Annotated in this window: 21 protein-coding genes and 1 tRNA gene; 10 read left to right on the forward strand and 12 right to left on the reverse strand. The window is 72.0% G+C overall.

Features of this window, described 5'->3' with window-relative positions:
* Window positions 1–481: 481 nt before the first annotated feature.
* Complete coding sequence (locus IEY71_RS07400; protein WP_189085118.1) at window positions 482–1,801, reverse strand: zinc-dependent metalloprotease; 1,320 nt, start codon at window positions 1,799–1,801, stop codon at window positions 482–484.
* Between the two features lie 207 nt (window positions 1,802–2,008).
* On the opposite strand from IEY71_RS07400, the gene IEY71_RS07405 reads away from it, so the two are divergent.
* The 3 genes from IEY71_RS07405 (at window position 2,009) to IEY71_RS07415 (ending at window position 7,039) form a co-directional block, all read left to right on the forward strand.
* On the forward strand, window positions 2,009–3,136 hold the full coding sequence (locus tag IEY71_RS07405; protein ID WP_189084595.1) for a YlbL family protein: 1,128 nt from the start codon (window positions 2,009–2,011) through the stop codon (window positions 3,134–3,136).
* A gap of 130 nt (window positions 3,137–3,266) precedes the next feature.
* Window positions 3,267–6,191 (forward strand): UPF0182 family membrane protein, encoded by a 2,925-nt coding sequence (locus tag IEY71_RS07410; protein WP_229781569.1) that lies wholly within the window; start codon window positions 3,267–3,269, stop codon window positions 6,189–6,191.
* Window positions 6,188–7,039, forward strand: coding sequence for a class I SAM-dependent methyltransferase (locus IEY71_RS07415; RefSeq protein ID WP_189084596.1), 852 nt, complete (start codon window positions 6,188–6,190; stop codon window positions 7,037–7,039). The genes IEY71_RS07410 and IEY71_RS07415 overlap by 4 nt, the downstream gene beginning before the upstream one ends.
* A 70-nt stretch (window positions 7,040–7,109) precedes the next feature.
* On the opposite strand, the gene IEY71_RS07420 is transcribed toward IEY71_RS07415, so the two are convergent.
* Window positions 7,110–8,462, reverse strand: coding sequence for a glycoside hydrolase family 18 protein (locus tag IEY71_RS07420; protein WP_189084597.1), 1,353 nt, complete (start codon window positions 8,460–8,462; stop codon window positions 7,110–7,112).
* A gap of 357 nt (window positions 8,463–8,819) precedes the next feature.
* Between IEY71_RS07420 and IEY71_RS07425 the strand changes: the two genes are divergently transcribed.
* Both IEY71_RS07425 and IEY71_RS07430 read left to right on the forward strand, forming a co-directional pair.
* Window positions 8,820–8,893 (forward strand) — tRNA-Met (locus IEY71_RS07425).
* Window positions 8,894–9,049: 156 nt separating this feature from the next.
* Window positions 9,050–9,484, forward strand: a complete 435-nt coding sequence (locus tag IEY71_RS07430) for a pyridoxamine 5'-phosphate oxidase family protein (RefSeq protein WP_189084598.1) — start codon at window positions 9,050–9,052, stop codon at window positions 9,482–9,484.
* Here IEY71_RS07430 and IEY71_RS07435 read toward each other — a convergent pair.
* Genes IEY71_RS07435 through IEY71_RS07455 form a run of 5 tightly spaced genes read right to left on the reverse strand, consistent with a single transcriptional unit; the run spans window position 9,447 to window position 15,691 of the window.
* Window positions 9,447–11,099 carry an ABC transporter ATP-binding protein gene (locus IEY71_RS07435; RefSeq protein ID WP_189084599.1) on the reverse strand — a complete coding sequence of 551 codons (1,653 nt, stop codon included), beginning with the start codon at window positions 11,097–11,099 and terminating at the stop codon, window positions 9,447–9,449. The two genes, IEY71_RS07430 and IEY71_RS07435, sit on opposite strands and share 38 nt — an antisense overlap.
* Window positions 11,096–12,784: an ABC transporter ATP-binding protein/permease gene (locus IEY71_RS07440; protein WP_189084600.1), complete on the reverse strand. Its 1,689-nt coding sequence runs from the start codon at window positions 12,782–12,784 to the stop codon at window positions 11,096–11,098. The genes IEY71_RS07435 and IEY71_RS07440 overlap by 4 nt, the downstream gene beginning before the upstream one ends.
* On the reverse strand, window positions 12,781–13,770 hold the full coding sequence (locus tag IEY71_RS07445; protein WP_189084601.1) for an ABC transporter substrate-binding protein: 990 nt from the start codon (window positions 13,768–13,770) through the stop codon (window positions 12,781–12,783). The genes IEY71_RS07440 and IEY71_RS07445 overlap by 4 nt, the downstream gene beginning before the upstream one ends.
* Window positions 13,767–14,576: an ABC transporter ATP-binding protein gene (locus tag IEY71_RS07450; RefSeq protein ID WP_189084602.1), complete on the reverse strand. Its 810-nt coding sequence runs from the start codon at window positions 14,574–14,576 to the stop codon at window positions 13,767–13,769. The genes IEY71_RS07445 and IEY71_RS07450 overlap by 4 nt, the downstream gene beginning before the upstream one ends.
* Entirely contained in the window at window positions 14,573–15,691 is a 1,119-nt protein-coding gene (locus IEY71_RS07455; protein WP_229781570.1) for a FecCD family ABC transporter permease, read from the reverse strand. The genes IEY71_RS07450 and IEY71_RS07455 overlap by 4 nt, the downstream gene beginning before the upstream one ends.
* A 166-nt stretch (window positions 15,692–15,857) precedes the next feature.
* Here IEY71_RS07455 and IEY71_RS07460 point away from each other — a divergent pair, with 166 nt between their 5' ends.
* Window positions 15,858–16,259: a helix-turn-helix domain-containing protein gene (locus IEY71_RS07460; protein ID WP_189084603.1), complete on the forward strand. Its 402-nt coding sequence runs from the start codon at window positions 15,858–15,860 to the stop codon at window positions 16,257–16,259.
* Here the strand turns inward: IEY71_RS07460 and IEY71_RS07465 are convergent.
* The 5 genes from IEY71_RS07465 to IEY71_RS07485 form a co-directional block, all read right to left on the reverse strand.
* Window positions 16,241–16,870, reverse strand: a complete 630-nt coding sequence (locus IEY71_RS07465; RefSeq protein WP_189084604.1) for a ClpP family protease — start codon at window positions 16,868–16,870, stop codon at window positions 16,241–16,243. The genes IEY71_RS07460 and IEY71_RS07465 overlap by 19 nt on opposite strands.
* Window positions 16,867–17,487, reverse strand: a complete 621-nt coding sequence (locus IEY71_RS07470) for a ClpP family protease (RefSeq protein ID WP_189084605.1) — start codon at window positions 17,485–17,487, stop codon at window positions 16,867–16,869. The genes IEY71_RS07465 and IEY71_RS07470 overlap by 4 nt, the downstream gene beginning before the upstream one ends.
* A 129-nt stretch (window positions 17,488–17,616) precedes the next feature.
* Window positions 17,617–18,090 (reverse strand): peptidase inhibitor family I36 protein, encoded by a 474-nt coding sequence (locus tag IEY71_RS07475; RefSeq protein ID WP_189084606.1) that lies wholly within the window; start codon window positions 18,088–18,090, stop codon window positions 17,617–17,619.
* A gap of 39 nt (window positions 18,091–18,129) precedes the next feature.
* Window positions 18,130–19,074, reverse strand: coding sequence for a hypothetical protein (locus IEY71_RS07480; RefSeq protein WP_189084607.1), 945 nt, complete (start codon window positions 19,072–19,074; stop codon window positions 18,130–18,132).
* Window positions 19,062–19,601 (reverse strand): RNA polymerase sigma factor, encoded by a 540-nt coding sequence (locus IEY71_RS07485; protein ID WP_189084608.1) that lies wholly within the window; start codon window positions 19,599–19,601, stop codon window positions 19,062–19,064. Before IEY71_RS07485 ends, IEY71_RS07480 begins: the two co-directional genes overlap by 13 nt.
* Before the next feature lie 108 nt (window positions 19,602–19,709).
* Between IEY71_RS07485 and IEY71_RS07490 the strand changes: the two genes are divergently transcribed.
* From IEY71_RS07490 to IEY71_RS07505, 4 genes are read left to right on the forward strand one after another with little or no spacing between them, the layout of a single operon-like run.
* Window positions 19,710–20,882 carry a PP2C family protein-serine/threonine phosphatase gene (locus IEY71_RS07490; RefSeq protein WP_189084609.1) on the forward strand — a complete coding sequence of 391 codons (1,173 nt, stop codon included), beginning with the start codon at window positions 19,710–19,712 and terminating at the stop codon, window positions 20,880–20,882.
* Entirely contained in the window at window positions 20,882–22,834 is a 1,953-nt protein-coding gene (locus tag IEY71_RS07495; protein WP_189084610.1) for a glycosyltransferase family 2 protein, read from the forward strand. The genes IEY71_RS07490 and IEY71_RS07495 overlap by 1 nt, the downstream gene beginning before the upstream one ends.
* Window positions 22,831–23,163, forward strand: a complete 333-nt coding sequence (locus tag IEY71_RS07500; RefSeq protein ID WP_189084611.1) for an STAS domain-containing protein — start codon at window positions 22,831–22,833, stop codon at window positions 23,161–23,163. The genes IEY71_RS07495 and IEY71_RS07500 overlap by 4 nt, the downstream gene beginning before the upstream one ends.
* Window positions 23,153–23,584 (forward strand): ATP-binding protein, encoded by a 432-nt coding sequence (locus IEY71_RS07505; protein ID WP_189084612.1) that lies wholly within the window; start codon window positions 23,153–23,155, stop codon window positions 23,582–23,584. The genes IEY71_RS07500 and IEY71_RS07505 overlap by 11 nt, the downstream gene beginning before the upstream one ends.
* Window positions 23,585–23,588: the final 4 nt, after the last annotated feature.

Genomic DNA, 23,588 nt, shown 5'->3' on the forward strand with positions numbered 1-23,588 from the left:
CCGTGCGCCGCCAGCACGGGCCGGATGCCGAGCGCACCGAGCGCGGTGGCCACGGCGCGCGCGAGGCGCGGCTCGGCATCGTCGATCGCGACGATCGGGGGATCGCCGGCGCCCGCCATGCCGGCCGAGCCCGACGCCGATTCTTCGCGCAGCGCGGGGGAGAGGAGCTCGAGGAGCGCGTCGAGCCGCGCGGCGGGGATGCCGAGCGTCGAGACGATGGCGTGCAGGGCGTCGCGCCCGGCCCCGCGCTGGAGCAGGGCGAGCACCGCGTTCTCCAACTCGCCCGGATCGCGCAGGACGAGGACGGGACGGCTCGCGCCGATCTGCAGCTCGGTGGGTGAGCGCCAGACGAGGGGCAGCGCCGGGTCGAGTCGGAGGGTCATCCCGAGAGCCTGGCGCACGCGCGTCCAGGGCGGCCCGGGCCATCCACAGGCCCTGGTCCGGTCGGCGTCCGCCTTCGCGCGACGCCGACCGTTCCGGCTCAGGCCTTGGGCGGCTCCTCGCCGTCCTCGCCGGGCCCGGCGGGCGTCTCGCCTCGGAGCAGCTGCTCGAGCGCCTCGTCGAACTCGGCGTCCTCGGCGTCGATCGGGGTCTCGCCCGTCAGCCGTGCGATGAGCACCGCGGGGTCGTCGAGGTCGGCGGCCGTGGGCAGCAGATCGGGGTGGGACCACATCGCGTCGCGCTGCTCGACGCCGACGGCGTCGGTCACCGCCCGCCACATCGCCGCGGCCTCGCGCAGGCGCCGCGGCCGCAGCTCGAGGCCGACGAGCGTCGCGAGCGCCGACTCCGCGGGGCCGCCGGACGCCCGCCGGCGGCGGATCGTCTCGGCGATCGCGACCGACTTCGGCAGGCGGGCGGTCGCCTCGGCCGTGACGACGTCCACCCAGCCCTCGACGAGGGCGAGCATCGTCTCGATGCGCGCGAGCGCGGCCTGCTGGGCCTCGCTCTTCGGCCGGATGAGCGCTCCGCTCACGACGGCCTCGCGCAGCGCCTCGGTGTTCGAAGGGTCGAAGCTCTCGGCGAGCTCCTCGAGCCGCCCGGTGTCGATGTCGATGCCGCGGGCGAAGGAGGTGATCGCCGTGATGAAGTGCAGGCGCAACCACTTCGCGTGCCGGAACAGCCGCGCATGCGCGAGCTCCCGCACCGCCAGATAGAGCTCGACCTCGCTCGAATCGACGTCGAGGCCGTCGCCGAACGCGGCCACGTTCTGCGGCAGCACGGCGGCGCGGCCGTCCTCGATGATCGGGATGCCGATGTCGCCGCCCGAGACCACCTCGGCCGAGAGCTGCCCGACGACCTGGCCGAGCTGCATGGCGAAGAGCGCCCCGCCGATGCTGCGCATCATGCGGCTGGCGCCCTGCACCATCTGCCGCATCTCCTCGGGCGCCTGCTCGCTCATGACCCGGGTCAGCGCGTCGGAGATCGAGAGGGCGACGGGCTCGGCCAGCTGCGTCCACACCGGCATGGTCGCCGCGACCCAGGCGCGCCGGGTGAGCAACTCGGGCGGCGAGGGCAGGGCGGTCACGTCGACGGTCTCGTCGAGCCAGAGCGCCGCGACCTGGAAGGCCTGGTCGAAGCGGGCGCGCTCGGCGTCGTCGAGCTGGCGCTGGCCGTTCGCCGCGTGCTGCTCGCCCTGCTTCAGCGCCACCGACCAGTCGATGCTGTCGTCGGCGTGGTTCATCGCCTGCTGCAGCTGCGAGAAGAGCGCGGCGATGCTCGCCGGGTCGTTGGGCAGGCCCGCCGCGCCGGCCAGCTTGGACGGGTCGATGCCGCCGGAGCCGGAGAGCAGCTCGCGGAGCATTTCGCGGAACTCCTCCTCGGGGTTCTGCTCGCTCGGGTCTTCGCCTCGATCGGCCACGTGCGCCACCTCCAGTCGCGTCGGGTTCAACGCTAACGCGGGCGCACGGTGACCTGACTGGGAAATGGCCTAGGCTGGGCGTTCCGGGTGTCCGCCCTTCGCGAACAGCGCCCGAGCTGCGCCGAAGGCAGAGCCTGGAAGGATGACCGCGTGAGCCTCTTCGAGGACGAGCCCCAGGCCGACCCCCGCTGGCGCCACGACCCGGCCGTCGGCCGTCGCACGCTGCGGGAGCGCATCGGCTGGACGGCGATCAGCGTCGCCCTCGTCATCGGCGTCGTCTTCGCCCTGCTGCCCTCGCCGTACGTCATCGAGCAGCCGGGGCCGGTGTACAACACGCTCGGCTCGCAGGAGCACGACGGCGAGGAGCGGCCCCTCATCGCCGTGCCCGGCGAGCAGACGTATCCGACCGACGGCGAGCTCAACCTGCTCACGGTCTCGGTCGTCGGCAAGCCGGGGCGCACGCCGAACTGGCTCGAGGTGCTCGGCTCCTGGTTCGACCGCACGAAGTCGGTGGTTCCCGTCGAGGCGATCTTCCCGCCCGGCATCAGCGAGAGCGACCGCGACCAGCGGAACCAGGCGGCGATGGTCGACTCCCAGCAGGACGCGATCGCCGCGGCGCTCGTCGAACTCGGCTACGACTTCCCCCGCGAGGTCACCGTCACCGGCTCCGCCGAGGGTACGCCCGCCGCGGGTGTGCTGCAGGAGGGCGATGTCATCGAATCGGTCGCCGGGCAGCCGGTGCACTCGATCGGTGAGCTCCGCGAGGCCGTGCAGGCGCACGGGACCGAGTCGCCCGTGGCGCTGGTCATCAGCCGCGACGGCGCCGAGCAGTCGGTCGAGCTCACCCCGGTCGACAACGGCGGCACCGCGATCCTCGGCATCGGGGTGCGCATGGTCTACGACTTCCCCATCGACGTCGAGATCCAGCTCGACGACGTCGGCGGCCCGAGCGCGGGCATGATGTTCGCGCTCGGCATCGTCGACACGCTGACCCCCGGCGACCTCACCGGCGGCGAGAGCATCGCCGGCACGGGCACGATCGACTCGGCCGGCGCGGTGGGGCCCATCGGCGGCATCCGCCAGAAGATGTGGGGCGCGCTCGACGCGGGCTCGACGTGGTTCCTAGCCCCCGCGTCGAACTGCAACGAGGTCGTCGGCAACGTGCCCGACGGGCTCACCGTGTTCTCCGTCGAGACGCTCGACGAGGCGCGGACGATCGTCGAGGACGTCGCCGACGGCGCGGTCGACGGCGAGTACGCGAGCTGCAGCGCGGGCTGACGCCGCGACGCCCCCTCATCGCGGGGCGGTTCCCCGCCCCGTTCCGGGCAAGCTCCAAGACTCGGCCGCCTAGGATGGGTGTTCGATCCATTCCGACCGACTCCGTTCCGACCGAACCACAGAGGCCAGAGTGTCAGCAGAGACGCAAGACCCCCGTCCGTCGCGCCGCAGGGCGCCCATCGCGATCACGATCGGGGTGGTCGCCGTACTGCTGGTCGGGTTCTTCCTCTTCGCCGGGGTCTACGCCGACATCCTCTGGTTCCGCCAGCTGGGCTTCTTCGACGTCCTCGCCACCGAGTGGATCGCCCGGATCGCCCTCTTCCTCATCGGCTTCGTCGCGATGGCGCTGCCGGTCTGGGCCTCGATCTTCATCGCCTACCGCACCCGTCCGGTGTACGCGAAGCTCAACTCGCAGCTCGACCGCTATCAAGAGGTCTTCGAGCCGCTGCGCCGCCTCGCCATGTACGGCGTGCCCGTGGTCCTCGGCGTCTTCGCCGGCGTCTCCACCGCCTCGCGCTGGGACGCCGCGCTCGCTTGGCTGAACCGCACCCCGTTCGGCACGACCGACCCGCAGTTCGGCCTCGACGTCGGCTTCTACGTGTTCGAGCTGCCGTTCTACCGCTCCATCGTGGGCTTCGCCTCCGCCGTCGTGCTGCTCTCGGGCCTGCTCGTGATCGCGACGAACTACCTCTACGGGGCCATCCGCGTCTCCGGTCGCGAGGTCGTCATCTCGAAGTCGGCGCGCGTGCAGATCGCGATCACCGCGGGCCTCTACCTGCTGCTGCAGGGCGTCAGCATCTGGCTCGACCAGTACGCCACCGTGACCGAGCAGGGCACCCTGTTCACCGGTGCGAGCTACACCGACGTCAACGCGGTCATCCCCGGGCAGTGGATCCTCGCCGCGATCGCCATCGGCGTCGCCATCCTGTTCTTCGTCACCGCCATCATGGGCCGCTGGCGGCTGCCGCTCGTCGGCACCGTGCTGCTGCTCGTATCGAGCCTCATCATCGGCTCCATCTACCCGTGGGTGGTGCAGCGCTTCCAGGTCGAGCCGAACGCGCGAACGGCCGAGGCGCCGTACCTCCAGCGCAACATCGACCTGACTCGCGACGCCTACGGCGTCGACACGGTCGAGGAGATCCCGTACGCGGCGAAGACCGACGCGGAGCCGGGCGCGCTCCGGGCGGATGCCGAGACGACCGCCTCGATCCGGCTGATGGACCCGCAGCAGATCAGCCAGGCCTTCGGCCAGCTCGAGCAGTTCCGCCAGTACTACCAGTTCCCGCAGAGCCTCGACGTCGACCGCTACGAGATCGACGGCAAGTCGCAGGACGCGATCGTCGCGGTGCGCGATCTCAACCTCGAGGGCCTGAGCGACGCGGCCACCTGGTACAACACGCACATCGTCTACACGCACGGGTACGGTCTCGTCGCCGCCGCCGGCAACCAGCGCTCCTCCGACGGGCAGCCGGTGTTCATCCAGTCGGGCATCCCGCAGACCGGCTCGCTCGGCGAGTTCGAGCCGCGCGTGTACTTCGGCGAGCACTCGCCGAACTACTCGATCGTCGGCGCCCCCGAGGGCTCGAAGGCCGTCGAGCTCGACTACCCCTCGGGCACCGAGGGCTCCGAGCGCACCGAGACGACCTTCACGGGCGACGGCGGGCCGAAGCTCGACAACGCGTTCACGAAGCTCATCTACGCGCTGAAGTTCCAGTCCGAGCAGATCTTCCTCTCCGACGCGGTGAACGAGGAATCGCAGATCCTCTACGACCGCGACCCGATCGACCGCGTCAAGAAGGTCGCGCCGTACCTGGAGCTCGACTCCGACACCTACCCCTCGGTGGTGGACGGCCGGCTGGTCTGGATCGTCGACGGCTACACGATGACCGACCAGTACCCGTACTCGAACAAGGTCAGCCTCAGCGAGGCGATCGCCGACAGCGAGGGCGCCGCGCCGTCGCTCGCGTTCGACGAGATCAATTACATCCGCAACTCGGTGAAGGCGACCGTCGACGCGTACGACGGCAAGGTCACGCTGTACGCGTGGGACGAGTCCGACCCGATCCTGCAGACCTGGCAGAAGGTGTTCCCGTCGACGCTCGAGCCGATCAGCAAGATGTCGGGCGATCTCATGAGCCACGTGCGCTATCCGTCCGACCTGTTCAAGGTGCAGCGCGCCGTGCTCGGCCGGTACCACGTCACCGACGCCGACCCGTTCTACTCCCGTGAGGACGCCTGGACGACGCCGAAGGAGCCGACGGCCCCCGCGCAGAGCAACGCCCTGCAGCCGCCGTACTACCTGACGATGCAGATGCCGGGCCAGGACTCGCCCGCGTACTCGCTCTACTCGACGTTCATCCCCGATGCCCGCGGCGAGAACAGCCGCAACGTGCTGCGGGGCTACCTCGCGGTCGACTCCGACGCCGGCGCGAGCGACGGCGAACGTTCGGAGGGCTACGGCAAGCTGCGGCTGCTGACCCTGCCGGAGGACGACAACGTGCCCGGCCCCGGTCAGGTGCAGGCGAAGTTCAACTCCGATCCGACCGTGTCCCAGTCGCTGAACCTGCTGAAGCAGGGGCAGTCCGACGTGATCAACGGCAACCTGCTCACGGTGCCGGTCGGCGGCGGTCTGCTCTACGTCCAGCCGGTCTACGTCAAGTCGACCGGTGGCACGAGCTATCCGCTGCTGCAGAAGGTGCTCGTCGCCTTCGGCGACCAGATCGCCTTCCAGGACACGCTCGACCAGGCGCTGAACGTGCTGTTCGGCGGCGACTCGGGTGCGTCCGCCGGTGACGAGCAGGTCGAACCGGGCACCGGGCAGGAGGGCGGCACCCCCGACGAGCCGAGCACCGATCCCGGTGACAGCACGACGCCGACGGCGCCGAGCAGCGAGATGCAGTCGCTCCTGAACCAGGCCAAGCAGGCCATCTCCGACAAGCAGGCGGCCCTCGCCTCCGGCGACTGGACCGCGTACGGCGCCGCCGACGCGAAGCTCGCCGACCTGGTCTCGAAGATGATCGCGCTGGCGGAGTCCGAGAAGACGGCCGGGCAGTGACCGTCGACCCGCGCGCGGGGGAGTGGCTCGAAGCGAATCGGGCGAACTGGGACGAGCGCGTGCCGCTGCACGTCGCGTCCGAGTTCTACGATCGGAGCGCCCTGCGCGCGGGCGGCAGCCTGCTCGACCCCATCGCGGCCGCCGGCATCGAGCGGCTGTTCCCCGATGGGCTCGAGGGCGTGCGCGTGCTGCACCTGCAGTGCCACTTCGGCTCCGACTCGCTGTCGCTCGCGCAGCTCGGGGCGACCGTCGTCGGCATCGACTTCTCGCAGCCGGCGGTCGAGGAGGCCAGGCGGATGGCGGAGGAGCTCGGCCTCGCCGAGCGCGCCCGCTTCATCGAGGCCAATGTCTACGACGCCCGGCACATGCTGCCCGAGCCCGAGTCGTTCGACCTCGTGTTCACCACGTGGGGCACGATCGGCTGGCTGCCCGACGTGGCCGAATGGGCGCGCATCGTCGCCTGGTATCTGAAGCCCGGCGGACGGCTCTACTTCGCCGACGGGCATCCGGCCGCATATATGCTCGACGGCGACGACGGCCCCGACGGCCTGCCCAGCCTGCGCTACGCGTACGCGGGCGATGAGCCCGACGTCGTCGACAGCGGGGAGGACTACGCCGATCCCGACGCGCGCCTGCAGCACACGCGCACCTGGGAGTGGATGCACCCGCTGAGCGAGGTGCTCGGGGGCCTGCGCGAGGCCGGGCTCACGGTCGAGGAGTTCGCCGAGCACTACCAGGTGCCGTGGCGCATCTTCCCGGCGACGGTGCCGCAGGGGCACGGCCTCTACGGCTGGCCGGGCACGCGCTGGGCGCCGCTCAGCATGGAGCTCGTCGCCCTGGCTCCCTGAACCGGGCTCCGGTCCGGAACGGCAGGAGGGGCCGCGACGACGTCGCGACCCCTCCGGGGTAGGTGCGCGCTCAGTCGAGCGGGCCCTCTTCGGCGTCGCGCAGCGCGTCGCCGAGCGCCCCGCCGAGTTCGTTGCGGTAGTCGCCCGAGAGGTCCCACCACATGGCGCCGCCGAGGCCCTGCTCGGCGAGCCAGGCCGCCTTCGCGCGGACCGAGTTCGCGTCGTCGAGGCTCCACCACTCGCCGCTCGCGGCGTCGTAGCGCCACGATGCGCCGATCGCCGGGTCGAAGTACCCCTGCCCGAGCGAGCGGATCTCGAAGTAGGGCTTCGTGCCGATCGCCGTCACCGCCGGGTCGGGCGTCCAGCCCGCGCGGTCCCCGACGGTCACGCCGCTCCAGCCCTGCCCGTAGGCGGCGAGGCCGATGTTCAGCTGGGCCGGGTCGGCGCCGGCTGCGGTGTACAGGCCGACGGCGTTGTCGAGAGCGAGCCCCCAGTTGTTCGTCCCGTCGGGGTGGAGGTTGCCCTGATGGCCGGTGTTGCCGGTCCATCCGCCCGCGTAGTCGTAGCCCTGGATATTGAGCCAGTCGACGACCTCGAAGAGCCGGGGGTCGGCCCATCCGCCCGCGTTCGTGTTCCAACCGCCGGCGGGGGCGAACGCGGTGAGGAGGTAGTCCTCGTCGGTCTGCTCACCGTAGGCGTCGAGCTGGGCGCGGAACTCCTCCATGAGCGCGAGGAAGTTCTCGCGGTCCGCGGGGGAGGCGTTGCCCGTCTCGCCGCCGTTCACCGGCCACTCCCAGTCGATGTCGATGCCGTCGAAGATCCCGGCAGCGGCGCCGGGGCCGCCGAAGGTGCCGATCTGGGGCAGGTTGCCCTTCAGGTACACGTCGATGCACGACGAGACGAGCGCGGTGCGCCGCTCGGGGGTGGCGGCCGCCTCCGAGAAGTGGTCGGACCAGGTCCACCCGCCGAGGGAGATGAGCACCTTCGTGTCCGGGCTGCGCTCCTTGAGCTTGCGCAGCTGGTTGAAGTTGCCGGCGATGCGCTGGTGCTTGTTCGTCTTGTCGTTCTTGCCGTCGACGGAGTCCTGCGGGCCGACGAGGCGCAGGTAGTCGTTGTAGGCGTCGCCCTCGCCGGGCACGTTCGTGATCTCGCACCTGAGGTTCGAGGTGACGTTGCCGAAGGCGTAGTTCAGGTGGGTGACGTCCTCGATCGCGCCGGTGGTGAATAGGTCCTTGACCTGCACGTCCCGGGTGACGGGGGAGTCGGCCATCAGGTAGCCGACGGCGCGGTAGCCGTTGATCTCCTCCGGGCCGCTCGGCTGATGGTGCGGCTTGGCGGCGGCCGGCGCTGCGGCGGCGACCGCGACCATGGCCGTGGCCGCGCCGAGGGCGGCGAGCGGGTGGAGCAGTCTGCGTCGTGTCATGGGATCCTCATCGATCGGAACGGGCGCTGGGTGATCCGTCGTCGTCGCGCCGCGGCTGCGGCTGCGATGGGCGACGTTCCGCAGGAAGCTAGCAAGGCGGGCGGAGTTTGGAAAGACTCCTGACAAACGATGGTGGATGCCTCGAGCGAACTGCCGGATCCGCTGTGGCGCATCGACAGTTCTGCCCCCCGAAGTGTGCACATGCTGCACCGCCGCCGGGGTGCTCTGCGGGGCTGCCGATCGCGTCCGCGGGGCTTCGTGGCGCCCGCGGGAGCGCCGCGCGCGAGGCATCCGTCCGCTCTGCGCCGGGCTCGATTGGACGGCCCGCGAAAGCCGTGCTAGTGTTATCTCTTGTGCCGCGGGGTGGAGCAGCTCGGTAGCTCGCTGGGCTCATAACCCAGAGGTCGTAGGTTCAAATCCTGCCCCCGCAACAAAACGAGGCCCGGAATCGTCAGATTCCGGGCCTCGATCTTTTTCTCCGCCCGCCGCTGGAACCGTCTGGCGCCCCGCGCCGGTGCCGCCTTGACGTCGCATCCCGCCGGGAGTAGACAGGCCGCACCGGACCGATCCAGGGGGAGGAGTCGATCGTGACGGACGCGGAGGAACGACCGCCCATGCGCGAGATGCGCTCGGCCGAGTGCTGGGAGCGGGTCGAGGCTGCGCCCTACGGCCGGCTCGGGACCTACGCCGGCGGCGAGATGGATCTCTTCCCCGTGAACCACGGCGTGGACCGATTCAGCATCGTCTTCCGCACCGCGCCGGGCACCAAGCTCCTCGCGTTGACGGTCGACCAGGATGTGCTGTTCCAGGTCGACGGCATCGACGGCGACGAGGTGTTCAGCATCGTGATCAAGGGCCGCGCCAATCGGGTCGAACGGGACCGGGAGATCGAGGCGGCGGAGCGGCTCGATCTCGTCACCTGGGCGCCGGGACGGAAGGACCGCTGGGTGAGGATCACGCCGCGCGACGTCCAGGGCCGCGCCTTCACACTCCCGGCTGGACTCGCCCGCCCCGGAGGCTGATGACCCGGTCGCATCGGGCGATCGTCGAGGGGCGGTGCGCGACCACGAGGACGGCGTAGCGGTCGAGCCCGGCGAGAACCTCCCCGATGGCGTCGTCGGCGGCGTCGTCCAGGTTGGCGGTCGCTTCGTCGAGCACCAGGACGAGCGGGTCCATCAGGAGGGCGCGCGCGATGGCGACCCGGGCGCGCTGGCCGCCCGAGAGGCCGGCGCCGTGCTCTCCGACGGGCGTCGCCAGCCCTGCACCGAATCGGGCACCGGGCGATCGGATGCCGGCGGCCTCGGCCGCCGCCGCGACCTCGGACTCGCTCGCGTCCGGCCGGCCCAGGCGGATGTTGGACTCGACCGTGCCGCGGAGGAGCCCCGGCTCCTGCGGAACCGCGCTGACCACGAACGGGAGCTCGTCCGCGTCGATCTCCGGAAGGGGCACCCCGTTGACGGTGATCTCGCCGGCGGCCGGGTCCCAGGTGCGGACCGCCAGCCGTGCGCAGCTCGTCTTGCCGGCGCCGGACGGGCCGACGAGGGCCACGCGCTCGCCGCGGCGGACGACGAAGGAGACCCCGTCGAGGGCCGGCGCCGAGGCGTCGCCGTACCGGAACGACACCTCCCGGAACTCGAGCCCGCGGCGCGATCGCCGCGGCACCGGGCGCCCCCGGGCCGGGAACGTCACCGCGGCCGGCCGGTCGAGGGCGTCGGCGAGGCGGCGGCTCACCGCGAGCAGCGTGCCGCCGTTGCGCAGCAGTTCGGACAGCTGGGCGACAGGGCCGAGCGTCGCGGTGACGAGGACGAGCATGACCGGCACCGAGCCCGTGGGCACCCCGCCGCCGGGGAGAAGGGCGACGAGCAGCGCGCCCACCGCGGCGGACGCGAGCACGAGCTCGGCGACCGCCCGCTCGAGCCCTTGGCGTACGGCGATCCGCGCCTGCCACGAGGTGACCCGGTCGCTGGTCGCGGCGAGCCGCGACCGCATGCGGCCGAGCGCGTTGCCTGCGGAGAGTTCGCGGAGGCCCTGCACGACCTCGATCACCTCGGCGTTCAGTTCGGCGCGCGCCGCCTCGAGTCGGCGGCCGTCGTGCTCCGCCGCGCGGATGCCCACCCAGGGGATCGCCGCGGTCGCGACGAGGAGCGGAAGGGTCACGAGGAGCAGCCAGGGGCTGATGAGTGCGGAGCCGACGAGCCCGACCGCGAGCACCACCGAGGCCGACAGCCCCTGTGCGAGGGTGTGCGCGTACAACCATTCGAGGGCGTCCGCATCCGCGAGTGCGACGCGCACGAGGTCGCCCGTCCGTCGCGGGTGCGCGCGGTCGGGCAGGCTGCGGCGGTAGGCGTCGAAGACGCGGGACCGAAGCGAGGTGATGAGGCCGTACGCGAGGTCGTGGCCGAGCCAGGCCTCGATCGAGGTCGCGGCGGCGGTGACGACGGCGGCCGCGGCCAGTGCGATCCCCAGCGCGGTCATCCCGGGGAGGCCGGACGTCACGCCGTCCGCGGCGATGCGCGCGGTCAGGACCGCGACGGCGAGGACGCCGAGCTGGACGAGCAGGTTCGTCGCGATCGTCGCGGCGAACACGCCTCGGCGCTCGGCGATCACGGGCAGGAGACGCAGGACCGGATGGCTCACCGCGACGCCCCATCGAGCGTTCGGGCCGCGTCGAGCGCCGGGCCGGGATCGGCCATCCGGCCGGCGTCGAGCCGCAGTATGCGATCCGCACGGGCGAGCGCGGACGCCCGGTGCGCGATGACGAGGCACGCGGTCTCGAGTCCGGCCGCGGCGATCCGGTCCAAGACGCGGGCCTCGGTGGCGGCGTCGAGCGCTGAGGTCGCCTCGTCGAGGACCAGCACCGGTCTCGCGGCGACGAGGCCGCGGGCGATGGCGAGGCGTTGGCGCTCACCGCCGGAGAGCCGGCCGGCGCGTTCGTCGAGCACGGTGTCGTAGCCCTGCGGGAGCGCGTCGACGAAGGCCGCCGCGTCGGCGAGGTGCACGGCGTGTCTGAGCGCCTCGTCCGTCGCCTCAGGCCGCGCGAGCCGGAGGTTCTCCGACACGGTTCCGTGAAAGAGGTACGTCTCCTGGCCGACGACGAGGATGCTGGCCCGCAGCGCGTCCAGGGTGAAGTCCGGCATCGGCGAGCCGTCCAGCTCGATGACGCCGGACGCGGGATCGAACCGGCGCTCGAGGAGCTTCGCGATCGTGCTCTTCCCGGCGCCGGACGGGCCAGTGAGGCCCAGCGTCTCCCCGCCGGACAGCTCGAAGCTCACCCCGTCGACGCCGAGCCCGTTCGCGTACCGGAAGCTCACCTCGCGAAGTCGGAGCCGTGTGCGGCCGCGCGCCGGCTCGGCGCGCGTGCCGGTGTCGGCCACCGCGGGCCGGGCGGACATCAGGCGTTCGATCCCCTCGACCGCATTGAGTCCCTGGTAGCCGGCGTGCCAGTGCCCGGCGAGCTCGGCGATGGGGCGGAAGCACTCGCGCGCGCACATGAGGAAGACGAAGGCGGCGATCGGCGCGGCGTCGCCCGTCGCGACCCCCACCGCAGCGGCGAGCACCGCGAGGCCGGTTCCCAGGTGCAGCGCCAGGGCGCTGACGCCGGGCTCGACGAGCGAGACCCGCAGCTGCCGCATCGTCGTCCGGTAGAGCGAGTGCGAACGCTGGGCCAGCGCGTCGGCCGTCCGGGCATCCGCCCCGAAGATCCGCAGCGTCGGGAGAGCCTGCGCCGCCTCGACGTAGGCCCCGGCGAGGCGTTCGTACTCCCGCCAACGCGCGCTGCCGAGCCGCAGCAGCCGTGCGTCCCAGAACCGCGGCAGGACGACGGCGCCGACGACCGCGACGAGGAGGGCGGTCGCCGCGGGGCCGGACACCTGGAGCAGGCCGACGGCGATGGCGACGGGCACCACGGCGACGACGAGGAGCTGCGGCAGGTACCGGCTGAGATACGCGTCGAGCCCCTCGACGCCATCGACGACGGCGACAGCGGATTCCCCCGCCGGGGTCCGTTCCGCCCACGCCGGACCGAGGTCGGCGAGGCGCCCGATCAGCGCGTCCCGCAGCCTGGTCCGGATGACGCCGCCGGACCGTGCCGTGGCGATCTCCCTTGCCCAGAGGGTTGCGGCACGCAGGCCGGCCAGGCCGAGGCCGGCCGCGATCGGGAGGACCGCTCCGGCTCCGTCCGCGACGACGACGCGGCGCAGCGCCTCGGCGAGCAGCAGCGCCTGAGCGAGCGCCAGCCCCGAGGCGAGCGTCGTGATCGCCGCGATGAGCGCCAGCTGGGCCGGAACGAGTCCCGCGAGCCGGAGCAGCCTCCGATGGATCACCGGTCGAACGCGTCCGGGTGCAGCTGCTCGGCGATCTCCCGGACCACCGAGATGTTGCCGAGGGTGCCCGGGAACGTGTCGGCTGCGCTGACGGGGATGAGCCGGCCCTGCCGGACCGCGCTCAGCGTCGGGAAGGTGCGCGTGAGGTAGTCCACGGTCGCGCGCTCCTGCTCGGCGTCGGCGACGGCGAACACCAGCGCGTCCGGATCGAGCGCGGCGAGCGACTCGGGCGAGATCTGCGCGGCGAAGAAGTCGGCGAATTGCGGGTCGTCCGGGGAGAACACGTTGTCCCCGCCGGCGAGTCTGACGATGTCGTACTCGATGCCCGCGCCGATGGCGGAGAGCGTGCTCCCCTCGACGTACACCTGCGCGACCCGCGGCAGCTCGCGGCCGGCGACGGCGGTCTCGATCTCGGCCAGCTGCGCGGCGCCCTCCTGGATCAGACCGTCGGCCGCGTCCTGGACGCCGAAGATCTCGCCGAGGTTCTTCAGATCCACGAAGAGGTCGTCGACGGTTCCCGCCATGCGGCGGTCGAAGCAGCCGCCGGTGGCGACGTAGGCGGCGACCCCGGCTTCGTCCAGCTGCTCGAGGCTGGCGAAGCCCTGCTCCGCGGTGAACTCGTACGTCGTGGGCGAGAAGACGAAGTCCGGCTCGACGCGGAGGAGCTCCTCGCGGCTCGGCGGCGTCGTCTCGCTGAGCACGGGGATGCCGGCGGCTTCGTCGGTGAGGTCGCCGGGCAGCGGTGCGGTCGCCGTCTGCGCCTGTCCGACCAGTCGGTCCGCGAGTCCGAGCCGAAGGAGCAGCTCGGTCTGCGAGGGGCTCATGCCGACGACCGCCGTCGGTTCGGATGCGATGCCGACCTCGCGCCCGCAGTTCATGATCGTGACCGCTGCCGCGGCGCCGTCGGCGGCCGGGCCGCCGGACACCCCGGAGCCGCACGCCGTAAGGCTGAGCGTCCCGGCGGCGAGGAGGATGGCTGCACTCATTCGTTGGCGCACTGGAACCTGCTTTCTTCTTCTCGTGGTGCGGGGTCCTCGTGTCCGAAGGCGAGCACGGGGGCGCCCGATCTGGGGTGGGTGAATCGCTCGGCGTGCACGCCGAAGACCTCGCGCACGAGCGCGGGAGTCAGGATCGAGGGCGGGCCGGCGGCCACGACCCGTCCCTGGTGCAGCACGACGACGGCGTCGCAGTAGCCGGCCGCGAGGTTCAGGTCGTGCAGCGCGGCGATGACCGTGCGATCGAGGGTGGAGGCGAGTCGCATGAGCTCCAACTGGAACGCGATGTCGAGGTGGTTCGTCGGCTCGTCCAAGAGGACGACGGGCGTCTGCGCGGCGAGTGCGCGCGCGAGCAGCACCCGCTGGCGCTGGCCTCCCGAGAGGTCCGCGAGCGGTCGGTCGGCGAACTCGCTCGCCCGCGCCTGTTCGAGCGCGGCGCGGGCGAACTCCAGATCAGAAGCGGAGTCGCGCCCGAAGCCGCGCTGGAACGGCACCCTGCCGAGGAGCACGACCTCCAGCGCGGTGAAGTCGAACTCGGTCGAGCTGTCCTGGGTCATCACGGCCACCGTGCGGGCCACGTCGCGACGGTGCGCGGACCAGACGTCGAGCTCGCCGATCCGGACCGACCCGGCCGCGGGGCGGACAGCGCGGTACATCGTCCGGAGCAGGGTGGACTTGCCGCTGCCGTTTGGCCCGAGGATGCCGACGAAGCGACCCGGTTCGGCGGAGAATGCGATGTCGCTGAGGATGGTGCGCCCGCCGAGACGGACGGTCACCCCGTCGAGTGCGATCCTCATCGCTCGAGGCCGGCCTGAGCGGCGGAGTCGCGGTGCATGAGCCAGAGGAAGAACGGGGCTCCGACGAGCGCGGTGAGGATGCCGAGGGGGATCTCGGTCGGGGCGGCGACGGTGCGCGCGAGCAGATCGGCGAGCATGAGGAATGCCGCACCGCCGAGCACCGCGACGGGGAGCATACGACGGTGGTCGGAGCCGACGAGGATGCGGGCGACGTGCGGGACGACGAGTCCGACGAAGCCGATCCCGCCGCTCACGGAGACGATGGCGCCGGTCAGCAGCGCAGAGCTCAGCAGCAGCTCGCCCCGGAGTCGGGAGACGTGGAGTCCGAGCGCGGTCGCGGATTCGTCGCCGGTCAGGAGCGCGTTCATCGCGCGTGACCGCAAGCCGACGTGGATTCCCGCGACGACGAGGGCGATCGCCGGGGCGATCAGGGTCGGCATCGTCGCGGCGGAGACGCTGCCGAGCAGGAAGAACAGCACGCTGACCACGTTCTGCGCATCGGTGGTGATCGTGAGGTAGCTCGTGATCGCGCTGAACAGTGAGCCGAGCGCGACGCCCGAGAGCACCATCCTGGTCGGCGAGAGCGAGCCGCGGCGCCGCGCGACGAGCGCGACGGCGATGCTCGCCGCGAGGGCGCCGACGAAGGCGGCTGCGCCGAGGGTGAGCCCGCCGACTGCGGCCGAGCCGAGGACGATGACGAGGACCGCCCCGACGCTCGCTCCCGAGGAGACGCCGAGGATGTACGGCTCCGCGAGGGGGTTGCGCACGATCGCCTGCATGATGGCGCCGGCGAGGGCGAGCCCGGCTCCGGCGAGCCCCGCGAGGAGTGCTCTCGGCAGCCGGAACTGCCAGACCGCCTGGTCCTGGAGCGGGGTGAGGCTGCCGTCGCTCATCCACGGTAGGCCGGGCAGCAGATGCCCGGCGACGAGGCGACTCGCGTCCCCGAGCGTGACCGGCACCGTGCCGGTCGCCGCGGAGACCACCAGCAGCGCCAGCACGGCTCCCGCGAGGCAGCCGAGCAGCAGCGCGGTGCCCGGACGCCTGGGGGCGCGCCCGACGATCTCGTCGCGTCGGCGGGCGGTGGTGGACGAGCGGGTGGTTGGGGGAGCGGTCACGGTGCACACGTTAGACGATAATGAGAACCATTACCAACTAGGGGTCGATGGGCACTCGGCGCGCGAGCCGTTCTTCGGATGCCCGCCGCTGCGCGCCATGCCGACGCCGTTCTGCTCTCAGCGGATCGACGTATCGCTCGGTTGCCGCAGTGCGTAGCCTCGGGGCATGGGTGAGCTCGTCGAATTCCAGCCGATCCGTCGCCGTCCGAAGCCGCTCTGGCGCGAGTCGCTTGGCGAGGTCCTCCGCGCCGAGCGGCTCGAGCAGGAACGCATCCTCACCGAGGTCGCCGCCGAGGCCGGCGTCTCACCGCAGTACCTCTCGGAGATCGAGCGCGGACGCAAGGAGCCCTCGAGCGAGATCCTGGGCGCGGTCACCGAGGCGCTCGGCCTCGAGCTCCACGACGTCGTGCGGCGGGTCGGCGCGGCGCTCGAGACCCGTCACGAAGCGGCGCGACGCGAGACGGAGCGCCGCGAGTTCCTCGAGCTCGCACGCTCGGTCTCGCCGGCGCCCCGCGGCGGCACGGAGCTCGCCCCGCCGCAGGGCGGCGCCTATCTGCTCGCGGCGTAGTCGGCGGCGCCAGTCCCGTCGCTGACCCGGGCGCTCAGCACGCGGTCGGCGAGACCGTACTCGACGGCGGCCTCGGCGGGCAGGATGAGGTCCCGATCGGTGTCGCGTCGCAGGGCGGCCACGTCCCGGCCGGTGTCGGCGGCGAGGGCCGCTTCGAGCTCGGCGCGAACGCGGACGACCTCGTCGGCGTGCAGGATGAGGTCGGGGATCGTGCCGCGACCCTGCGAGGACGGCTGGTGCAGCACGACGCGGCCGTGCGGCAGAATCGCGCGCTGCCCCTTCGCTCCGCCGGCGAGGAGCACCGCGGCGGGGCCGGCGGCCTGGCCGACGCAGGTGGTCGCGACATCCGGCCGGATGTGCTGCATCGTGTCGTAGACCGCGAGCGCCGCGCCCGGCGAGCCGCCCGGCGAGTTCAGGTAGAGGCTGATCGGCGTCTCGCTGGATTCCGAGGCGAGGTGCAGGAACTGCGCGATCAGCACGTTCGCGACGCCGTCGTCGATCTCGGTGCCGAGATAGACGATGCGCTCCGAGAGCAGCCGGCTGTACACGTCGAGGGAGCGTTCCGAGTTCCCGCGCCGCTCGACGACGTAGGGGATCGTGTAGCTGGTCATGCCGTCACCTGCAGTCCGGTCAGGGGGCGTTCCACGCTCGGGAACATCTCGTCGAAGCCGTCGACGACGCGGTCGATGAAGCCGTAGGCGACGGCCTGCTCGGCCGTGTACCAGCGATCGCGCAGCGAGTCCTCGGCGATCCGCTCGATCGGCTGCCCGGTGTTCGCGGCGGTGATGCCGAGCACCGTGTCCCGCATGTGCCGGAGATCGTCGGCCTGCAGCTCGATGTCGACGGCCGTGCCGCCGATGCCCGCCGAGCCCTGGTGCATGAGGATCCGGGTGTGCGGCAGCGCGAAGCGCTTGCCCGGGGTGCCGGCGGTGAGGAGGAACTGGCCCGCGCTCGCCGCGATGCCGTAGGCGATCGTCGCGACGTCGTTCGGGATGGAGCGCATCAGGTCGGCGATGGCGAGCATCGCCGACACCGAACCCCCGGGGGAGTTGATCCAGAAGCGGATGTCGCGGCGGGGGTCGTCGCCGGCGAGGGCGATCAGTTGCGCGCAGAGCCGGTTGCCGCCCTGCTGGTCGAGCTCGTCGCCGAGCACGATGATGCGTTCGTGGAACAGCCGGGCGGTCAGCTCGGCGTCGATCGGCTGGATGGTGGGAGTCGATTCGCTCATGCCTCCAGCGTGGGCGGGCGAGGGCCCGGGCGGGGAGCGATGCTGCCACGGGCAGTGCTGCGCTCGGCAGCACTGCCCGGAGCGGTGCCGCTCACGGCAGCGCGGACGGGCGCGGGGCGGCGCGTTTCGTCAGCAGCCGACCTTCGTCACGCCCCACGAGCTGGTGCTCGCGGACCCGTTCGCCGAGACGGATCCGACGACGCCGATGCTGTTGTACGCGCGGACGACGACGGAGCGGGCGTTCGCGATCGACGCGACGGGCGCGCCGAGCGGAGCCACGGACTGGGTGCTGCACGTCGAGAACGTGAGCTTCGAGCCGGACAGCCCGCTGCCGCTGTAGACGCAGTGGGTTCCGGTCGCGCAGGAGCCCACCGAACGGGCCGCGAGCTGCCCCTCGCTCTCGAGCGTGAGCACGACCGCGCCGTCCTGCCAGCTGACCTCGTCGGGACCCGTCTGCGTGCCCCCGGGGAACTCGGCGAGCACCGCGTCGATCCGCTGCTGGAGCCCGGGATCCTCCGATGCCGTCGCGGCGACGGCGGGCACCGGGGCGAGCACGACGGCGGCGGCGATGAGCGCGGCAGCGGCGATTCGGGGAAGCATCACGGTTCAGGTCCTCTCGTTCCCGATCCGGTGCGGGTTCGGCTACTCCCAGGCGGTGTAGTTGATGACCGCCGGACTCGGGATATCCGTGCGGTCGTGCCCGATGTACGTCGTCTCGATCGAGAGGATACCGAGTCCCTCCTCGGAGACGATGATGCGCTCAGCGTACTCGCCGGGTGACCGGCTCTCGGTCACGAACGAGAGGCCGGCGCGCCCGAGCCGGTCCTCGACCGCCCCCTCGACTCGGAGATCGGGGCGCTCGGCGAGGAACCGGAGCGCGGCCCGGAGCTGCTCGGCGTCGAGTCGCTGCTCGCTCAGCAGGTTGCCGAGCTGCAGCAGGGCGTCGCCGGTGGTGATGCCGGTCCGCCCGAGCGGCTGCTCGAGGAAGGGGCCGAACTCGGCGGCCGTCGTCGGCGCCGTGCCGAAGACGAAGGCGTACTCGCCCGGGCCGAACTCCTGCTCCCAGATCACGGAGCCGACGTCGTAGCCCTCGACCTCGATCGGCACGCCGTCGGAGTCGTACGGCTGGCCGCGGCGCACCTCGACCCTGGACCCGCCGTCCCCATGCTCGATGGTGCGGACCTCGGGTTCGATGCTCGACTGCTCGACCGCACCGCCTTCGCCGATGACGAGCGACAACGACCAGGATTGGAACCGCACGGTCCCCGTCGCGCCCGTCGGCGCGACGCTCTCGCTCAGCTGCATCAGCAGGTCCTTCGGTGCGCCGTCGACGGGGGTGGGTTCGAGCAGCGGCGGGGTCGCCGCAGCGAAGCTGGCGCTGGGCTTGCCGAGCGCGACGAAGCCGATCGTCGCCGCGAGGAACACGACCACGGCGGCGGCCACCGAGAGGAAGAGCGGTCGGCGGGATCTCGGCTCGGCCGCGTGCACGATCCCGCGCATCCGCTCCTCCGTCGCCGCCGCGAGCGGATCGCCTCGGCGTGGCAGTGCCGGGCGCGCGGCGTCCAGTCTGCGGGTCAACTCGTCCATGCGTCCTCCTTCACCGTCGATGCCGGATCGAGCGCGAGCAACTGCTCGAGACGTCGTCGTGCGCGGTGCAGCCGGACCCGGACGGCCGAGATCGAGCAGCCGAGGATCTCGGCCATCTCCTCCCGACCGAGGTCCTCCCAGTACGCCATCCAGATCACCTCGCGGTCGGCCTCGTCGAGCCGGTTGACCGCGAGGCGCACCTCGAGCACGTCCTCGGACGCGAGCGCGTGCGGCGCCTCGACCTCGTGCTCGACGCGCTCGGCGCGCCGCAGGTGGCGACTCCGACCGCGATAGGTGTTGCCGACGATGTTGCGCAGCGTGGCGTAGAGCCAGGCGAGCGTGAACACCTGCGCGTCGTCGCGGCGGCGCCAGGCCTGCGCGAAGACCTCGGCCGCGGCATCCTCGGCGTCGGTCCGGTCGCTCAATCGGTTGAACGCCGCAGCGACGATCACCGCGTGATAGGTGCGGAAGAGCTCCTCGAACTCGCGCTCGCCCGCGGCGAGGCGCTGCGCTCGGGAACTGGACACCATCACATCATCCCTGTTTCCAGCCGAGGGTGTTTCGTTACCCGCCGTCGGAAACTCTTCGCCCCGCTGCTGCGGCGGTCCGACCCGAAGGGTGGCTATGGTGGGGCCATGGGGGATCGGATCGGGGTGTTCGACGACGATGCGCGCCAGGTGGCGCTCGACCGGCTGGGGATCCTCGACACCCCGCGCGAGGAGCGATTCGACCGGGTGACGAGGCTCGCGCAGGAGCTGTTCGGGGTGCCGATGGTGAGCGTGAGCTTCATCGATCGCGACCGGCAGTGGCGGAAGTCCTTCATCGGGCTGCCCGGCCACGAGGCACCGCGTGAGCAGGCGTTCTGCGACGCCACCATCCGTCAGCCCGGCACGCTCATCGTCGAGGACGCCGCGCTCGACGAGCGGTTCTCCGCGAACCCCTTCGTCGTCGGCGACCCGCACCTGCGGTTCTACGCGGGGCATCCGCTGCAGGCGCCCGGCGGCGAACAGGTCGGCACCCTCTGCATCATCGACACCGAGCCCCGCCGGCTCTCCGAGCGGGAGGCGGCGCTGCTGCGGGATCTGGCCGGCTGGGTGCAGTCGGAGATCTCGCACGACGACGAGCTCGATCGCGCGTCGATCGTGCAGCGCGGACTGCTGCCGAGACGCACCCCCGAGCTGGAGGGGTACGAGATGGCGGCGCTCTGCCTCCCCGCGGGCCATCTGGGAGGCGACTTCTACGACTGGTACCGGGTGCCCGGAGGCATCCGCTTCACCGTCGCCGATGTCATGGGCAAGGGCCTCGGCGCGGCCATCATCGCCGCGGAGGTGCGGGCCGCGCTGCGCACCGGAGCCGACCGCACCCTCGCCGAGGCGGCCGCCACGACCACGCGCCTGCTCGACGAGGACCTCGCCGGTGCGACCGCGTCGTTCGTCACCGCGTTCCACGCCGAACTCGACGCCGCGAGCGGTCGGCTCTCGTACGTCGACGCGGGGCACAACCTCGTCGGGGTGCTCAGAGCGGACGGCACCTGGCAGCACCTCGCCTCCGACGGGCTGCCGCTCGGCATGTCCTTCGGCGGCCCCGTCCTCGAGTCCCGCGTCGAGCTCGCTCCCGGCGACGCGGTCCTCTGCTGCAGCGACGGCCTGCTCGATCTCCTCGGACCGTCGCCGATGCAGCAGATCCTCGCGGTGGCCCGGGACACCGATCCTGCGGGCGCCCTCGACGTGCTCCGGGGGATCGCCGCGTCCCGGCCCGTCCCGGACGACATCACCGCCGTGATCATCCGGCGACGGGGAGGCGACTGATGCGGCTCGCGCTGATCCGCGTGCTGGCGGTGCTGTCGATCGTGCTCGGCACGAACTACGTCGTCTGGCGATGGCTCGACTCGGTGAACTGGTCCGCGTGGTGGATCGCGGTGCCGCTCATCGTGGCCGAGACGTACAGCCTCATCGACACCGCCTTCTTCGCGCTCACCGTCTGGCGCCTGAAGGAGCGGCCCGGCCCGATCGCTGCCCCCACGGGGACGGTCGACGTCTTCATCACGAGTTACGACGAGCCGCTCGAGCTCGTGCTCGCGACGGCGCGGGCGGCGAAGGCGATCGCCTATCCCCACACGACGTGGATCCTCGACGACGGGGCGCGACCCGAGTTCGAGGCCGCGGCGGCCGCGGAGGGGATCGGCTACCTCGCCCGGTCGAGCGAGTGGGACGGCAAGCCCAGGCACGCGAAGGCCGGCAACCTCAACAACGCCCTCTTCGCGACCGAGGGCGAGTTCCTGCTCATCCTGGACGCGGACCAGATCCCGGACCCGCTCATCCTGCACCGGACCCTCGGCTACTTCGCCGACGACCCGCAGCTCGCGCTCGTGCAGACGCCCCAGTGGTTCGTGAACGTCGACGAGGCCGACCCGCTCGGCAGCCAGGCGCCGCTCTTCTACGGCCCGATCCAGCAGGGCAAGGACGGCTGGAACGCGGCGTTCTTCTGCGGCTCGAACGCGGTGCTGCGCCGGGAGGCGCTCATGCAGCTCGGCGTGGTCGGCTACGTGCGCGACGTCGAGCGTTCGACGCAGCGCGCGCTGCGGGCCGCCGAGGCCATGCTGGGCACGAGCGTGCGGGGCCGTGAGCACGACGAGGCGACCCTCGAGACGCTGCGGGAGCTGCGCACGGTGGTCTCCGGGGCGCGGCGCGCGCTCGCCGAGGGGGAGCCCGTCGCCGAGGCGACGTACCGCGTCGAGACGGCGCTCGATCAGGCATCCCGCCGCATCGTGGACCGGGATGCCGCCGCGCTGCGGCAGGATCTCGCCGTGCTCGCCACCCTCCCGATCGAGGCCGACGCCGAGCTGCAGGGCATCGTCATCGACGACGCCGCCCTCGACCGGCTCGCCGCGCGCGACTGGACGCCGCTCGGGGCGATCGACTCGGTGCGGTCGCTCCTCGCGGCCGTCCGCATCGACCGGCCGGGCGAGGCGCAGCCGCTCATGCCGATGGCGACGATCTCCGTCACCGAGGACATGGCGACGGCGATGCAGCTCCACGCGCTCGGCTGGCGCAGCGTCTACCACCACGAGATCCTGGCGAGAGGCCTCGCCCCGGAGGACCTCCGCACCATGCTGCAGCAGCGCCTGCGCTGGGCGCAGGGCACGCTGCAGGTGATGCTGCGGGACAACCCCCTCGTCAAACGGGGACTCCGGCTCGGCCAGCGGTTGATGTACTTCGCGACGATGTGGAGCTATCTCTCGGGCTTCGCCGCACTCGTGTACCTCGCGGCCCCGGTCGTGTACCTCGTCTTCGGCGTGATGCCGGTCACCGCGTGGAGCGTGGACTTCTTCGCCCGCTTCCTGCCCTACTTCGTGCTGAACCAGGCGCTGTTCTTCGTCGTCTCCAGAGGGGTGCGGACCTGGCGTGGCCAGCAGTACGCGCTGGCGCTCTTCCCGGTCTGGATCCGGGCGTGCACGAGCGCGGTGGCGAACGTCGTGTTCCGGCGCCCGTTGACCTTCGTGGTCACGGCGAAGGACGGCTCGCGCGACGGCCGCTCCCCGTGGACCGCCGTCTGGCCGCAGCTCACCGCGATCGTGGTCCTGGCGATCGCGCTCGTCATCGGTCTCGCTCGGCTGGCCGTCGGCACTGCGGACGGCACCGGAACCCTGGTCAACACGGCCTGGGTGCTCTACGACCTGCTCGTGCTCTCGATCATCATCCGGGCGGCGCGGTATCGCGGCCCGTCGCTCACCGCATCCCAAAGACCGGAGACCGCATGAACGTGACCGTGACCGCCCACGACGGCTTCGCCGTCATCCGTCCGAGCGGACGCCTCACCATGGTGTCGGCGCCGCAGCTCCGCCACGCCGTCGACGACCTCGTCGGCCATGGGACGTCGCGGGTCGTCGTCGACCTCGCCGGAACGGAGTTCATCGACTCCTCCGGCCTGGGGTCGTTGATCGGCGCGCTGAAGGCGACCCGGCTGGCCGGAGGCGACCTGCGCATCGCCGCGGCACCGGAGCAGGTCCGCACCGTGCTCCGGTTGACGAACCTCGACCGCGTGCTGCGCAACCATCCCTCGGCGGAGACGGCATTCGATGCCGAGTGAGCCGCACTCGGCACGCCGGGTCGCCATGCCGGCGGATCCGGCGATGCTCGAGCGGGCGGCGGGTGAGCTCGCCGCCTTCGCCGCGGCGTCCGGGCTCACCGGCGACGAGCTCGCGCGACTCGATCTCGCGCTCGGGGAGGTGCTCGCGAACATCGTCGCCCACGCCCGTCCCGTCGGGGACGCGGAGCGGGGCATGGTCGAACTGCGCCTCTCGGCGGGTCCGGACGCCGTCCTCGTGACCGTCGAGGACCGCGCTGCGGTCGCCGCCGTTGATCTCTCCGCCGTCTCGATGCCCGCCGAGGATGCGGAGTCCGGCCGGGGCCTCGCCCTCGCGCTCGCCGTGCTGGACGGCTTCGCCCACGACGGGCGCGAGGGCGGCGGCAACCGCTGGACGCTCAGGCTCGACCGGCGCCGCGGCTGAGCCG

Origin of the sequence: Agromyces mediolanus, assembly GCF_014648575.1 — a bacterium.
In the GTDB taxonomy this organism is placed as follows: Bacteria; Actinomycetota; Actinomycetes; order Actinomycetales; family Microbacteriaceae; genus Agromyces; species Agromyces mediolanus.